The sequence below is a fragment of the Pseudonocardia sp. SID8383 genome (genome assembly GCF_009864975.1).
In the GTDB taxonomy this organism is placed as follows: domain Bacteria; phylum Actinomycetota; class Actinomycetes; order Mycobacteriales; family Pseudonocardiaceae; genus Pseudonocardia; species Pseudonocardia alni.
This window is the reverse complement of the sequence record NZ_WWFY01000968.1, coordinates 1-3,281: the sequence shown is the minus strand read 5'-3', so window position 1 is coordinate 3,281 and position 3,281 is coordinate 1. Positions and strand designations below refer to the sequence as shown.

Here is a 3,281-nt window from a genome sequence, read left to right as displayed (position 1 = left end):
GCGTGGCGCTGGCCGACGCCGCGGAGCTCGCCGACCGCCCCGGCCACGTCACCCGGCCCGACGGCACGGTGCTGTTCGACCCCGCGGCGGCGCCGGCGCGGCTGCGGACGACGGCGGCGTTCGTGCACCGGCTGCTCACCGCGACCCGCTCCCGGGCGCCCCGGCTGGGCTGCTTCGGCCTGCACGAGTGGGCGATGGTCTACCGCACCGACGACGCCCGGCACCGCGACACGGTGCCGCTGCGCCTCGGGCGGGCGGGCACCGACGCCGTCGTCGAGTCGGCACGGATCAGCTGCACCCACTACGACGCCTACCGGTTCTTCACCGACGCCGCGGCCCCGCGCAACGAGCTCGTCCCGACCCGGGAGCGACAGGCCGAGATGGAGCAGCCGGGCTGTCTGCACGCGACGATGGACCTCTACAAGTGGGCCTACAAGCTCGCCCCGGCGGTGCCGTCGGAGGTCGTGGCCGACTGCTTCGCCCTGGCCGCGGACGTGCGCGAGCTGGACATGCGGGCCTCCCCTTACGACCTGTCCGCCCACGGGTTCGACCCGGTGCCGATCGAGACCCCCGCCGGGCGCGCCGAGTACGCCCGCGCCCAGGCCGGGTTCGCCGAGCGGGCGGCGCCGTTGCGCGAGGAGCTGATCGACCTCGCGGGACGCCTCGCCAGGGCCGATGACCGTCCCGGGAACGACGACGGGGCCGCCGGGGAGGTCCCCGGCGGCCCCGCGACCGCCTAGCTGTTCAGCTCGCGACGAGGTCGTCCAGCAGGCCGTTGCGGGCCGAGGCGACCAGGTCGGCGAACTGGTCCACGCTCATCTGCACGCGCTGGCCGAAGTCGTCGGTGACCACGATGCGCTTCTCCGGCGCGGCGGCGTCGTCGACGTACAGCTCGGGGCATCCGCAGTTGCAGCTGCCGCAGAAGGTGGCGATGTGTCGCACTCGGGTGCTCCTCGTCGTCGGTCCGGGGTGGCCGGACGGGTGCCCGCGCCGTCGTGAGGGGTCGCGCACCCGGTCCCGCCGGTTCCGGGCCTCACCCGATGGGGTCAACCGGTCACCGTCGGAGCACTAGTGCGCCGGGAGGTCGGCCGGGTCGGTGCCCTCGATGAAGAAGTCGATGTCGTTGTGCTCGGAGTCGCCGTACGGGGCGAGGTCGGTGACGCCGTGTGCGGCGAGCACCTCGTCGTCGAGGAAGGTCTGCCCGGTGGGGCGGGCCGGGTCGGTCAGGACGGCCACTGCGGCGTCGGCCATGATCTCCGGGGTGCGGGCCCGCTTGCCGGCGTCGTCGCCGCCGAGCAGGTTGACCACGGCCGCGGTGGCGATGGTGGTGCGCGGCCACAGGCAGTTGGCCCGGATGCCGTCGCCGGCGAACTCGTGCGCCCAGCCCAGAGTCAGCAGCGACATGCCGTACTTGGAGAGCATGTAGGGCGGGAACTCCCCGAGCCACTTCGGGTCGAGGTTGATCGGCGGGGACAGGGTGAGGACCTGCGCGTCGTCGGAGGCCTTCAGGTGGTCCAGCGCGGCCCGGGTCAGCAGGTAGGTGCCGCGCGAGTTGATCGACTGCATGAGGTCGTAGCGCTTGGGCGTGACGTCGGCGGTGCCGCTCATGTTCAGCGCACTGGCGTTGTTGACGACGATGTCGACGCCGCCGAAGGTCGAGACGGCGGTCGCGACGGCGCGGTCCACGTCCTGTTCGACCCGCACGTCGCCGACGACGGCGACGGCCCTCCCGCCGGCCTGCTCGATCTCGGCGACCGCGGTGTGCACGGTGCCGGGCAGCCGCGGGTCGGGCTGGTCGGTCTTGGCCAGGATGACGGAGTTGGCGCCGCGGCGGGCGGCCGCGAGCAGGATCGCGAGGCCGATGCCACGGCTGCCGCCGGACATGACGATGGTGCGGCCGTTCAGGTCCCGCTGGGCAGGCTGGGTCATGGGGTCCTCCGGTGACGGTGCGTCGGTGCACGTGCTCGGAGCGCACTGTAACAGTCAGATCTGACCGTTTCTGTGGAGGTGGGTCACACGCGCCGGTCGCAGTCGGTTCAGGGCGGCCGCGACCTCGTGCCGCCGCGGGACCGCGACGTCCACGGGGGCGCCCCGGGTGATCGCGTCGGGCCCCTCGCGGCGCACCGCCTCCTCCAGCCGGTCCAGGGCCTGTGCGAGGGTGACCCCGCGCAGGTCGAGGGCGGCCAGGGCGCACCCGACGCCGGTGGTCTGGCCGGGGTCGGCGAGCTGGGCGATCGCGGACAGGTCGATGTCGTCGGCGCCGAAGGTGAGCCGGCCGCGGCCACGGGCGGTGACCCGGCGCCGGCCGCGCACCGAGGCGTCCACGCTGCGGGGGTCGAACTCGCGGCGCGCGAACGCCGGGAACGCGGTGTCGCCCGCCTCGTCCGCCCGCCCAGCGATCTCCCGGGCCCGCCCGGTGACCTCGGAGGCGGTGTAGTCCTGCAGCAGGACCACCGTGTCGGCGCGGTCGAGGTACTCCCCCGACCCGCCCATGACGAGCACGGTGGACACCCCGTGCCCGCGGTGCAGCGGCCGGACCCGCTCGACGAACGGGACCAGCGGCTCGGCCGGGATCAGCGCGCGCATCCGGTCGTCGCGGATCATGGCGTTGGTGGCGGCGGTGTCCTCGTCGATCAGCAGCACGCCGGCACCGGCCTCCAGCGCCTCGACCGTGGCGGCGGCCTGGGAGGTCGACCCGGACGCCGACTCCGTCGAGAAGTCGTCGGTGGGATTGCCGGACGGCAGGCCGGTGACGAAGGCCGACACGTCGACGCGCTGCACCGAGCGCTCGTCCTCGGCGCGTACCGACACCGTGTCGGCACGGGCGACGACGAGTTCACGGCCGTCGCCGGGGACGTGGTCGTACACGCCGCTCTCCAGCGCGCGCAGCAGCGTGGACTTGCCGTGGTAGCCACCGCCGACGATCAGCGTGACCCCCTCGGGGACGCCCATCCCGGTCACCGTGCCGCGGTGCGGGACGTCCAGGGTCACCCGCAGCTCGGGCGGGGAGACGAACGGGACCCCGCCGGCCAGCGGCCGGTCGTCGACACCGGAGAGCCGCGGCAGCACCGCGCCGTCGGCGACGAACCCGACCAGGCCACGACCGGCCAGCGCGTCGCGCAGGGCACCCGCGTCCTCGACCGTCTCCACGAACTCCTGCGCCGCGGCGGTGTCGGCGGTCTCCCAGCGCAGCGCGCCGAGCACCGCGCGGGGCAGCACAACCGTCAGCGCGGCGGCCGCGGCCCCGCCGTCGATCCGGCGACCACGGCCGGGCAGCGGGA

4 protein-coding genes are annotated in these 3,281 nt (G+C 74.6%); 1 reads left to right on the top strand and 3 read right to left on the bottom strand.

Annotation, left to right across the window (positions count from 1 at the left end; translation table 11 throughout):
• The coding region (locus GTW08_RS23100; RefSeq protein ID WP_237454095.1) for a 3-methyladenine DNA glycosylase at window positions 1-740 on the top strand (740 nt) is incomplete at its 5' end.
• 4 nt (window positions 741-744) lie between these two features.
• Here the strand turns inward: GTW08_RS23100 and GTW08_RS23095 are convergent.
• The 3 genes from GTW08_RS23095 to GTW08_RS23085 form a co-directional block, all read right to left on the bottom strand.
• Window positions 745-942: a hypothetical protein gene (locus GTW08_RS23095; RefSeq protein WP_073574886.1), complete on the bottom strand. Its 198-nt coding sequence runs from the start codon at window positions 940-942 to the stop codon at window positions 745-747.
• A gap of 126 nt (window positions 943-1,068) precedes the next feature.
• Window positions 1,069-1,929, bottom strand: coding sequence for an SDR family oxidoreductase (locus tag GTW08_RS23090; protein ID WP_073574887.1), 861 nt, complete (start codon window positions 1,927-1,929; stop codon window positions 1,069-1,071).
• 54 nt (window positions 1,930-1,983) lie between these two features.
• The coding region (locus GTW08_RS23085) for an ABC-ATPase domain-containing protein (RefSeq protein WP_161152519.1) at window positions 1,984-3,281 on the bottom strand (1,298 nt) is incomplete at its 5' end.

Excerpts from the sequence above, each read along its gene's own strand:
- GTW08_RS23090 (WP_073574887.1), bottom strand. The coding sequence starts at position 1,929 with ATGACCCAGCCTGCCCAGCGGGACCTGAACGGCCGCACCATCGTCATG.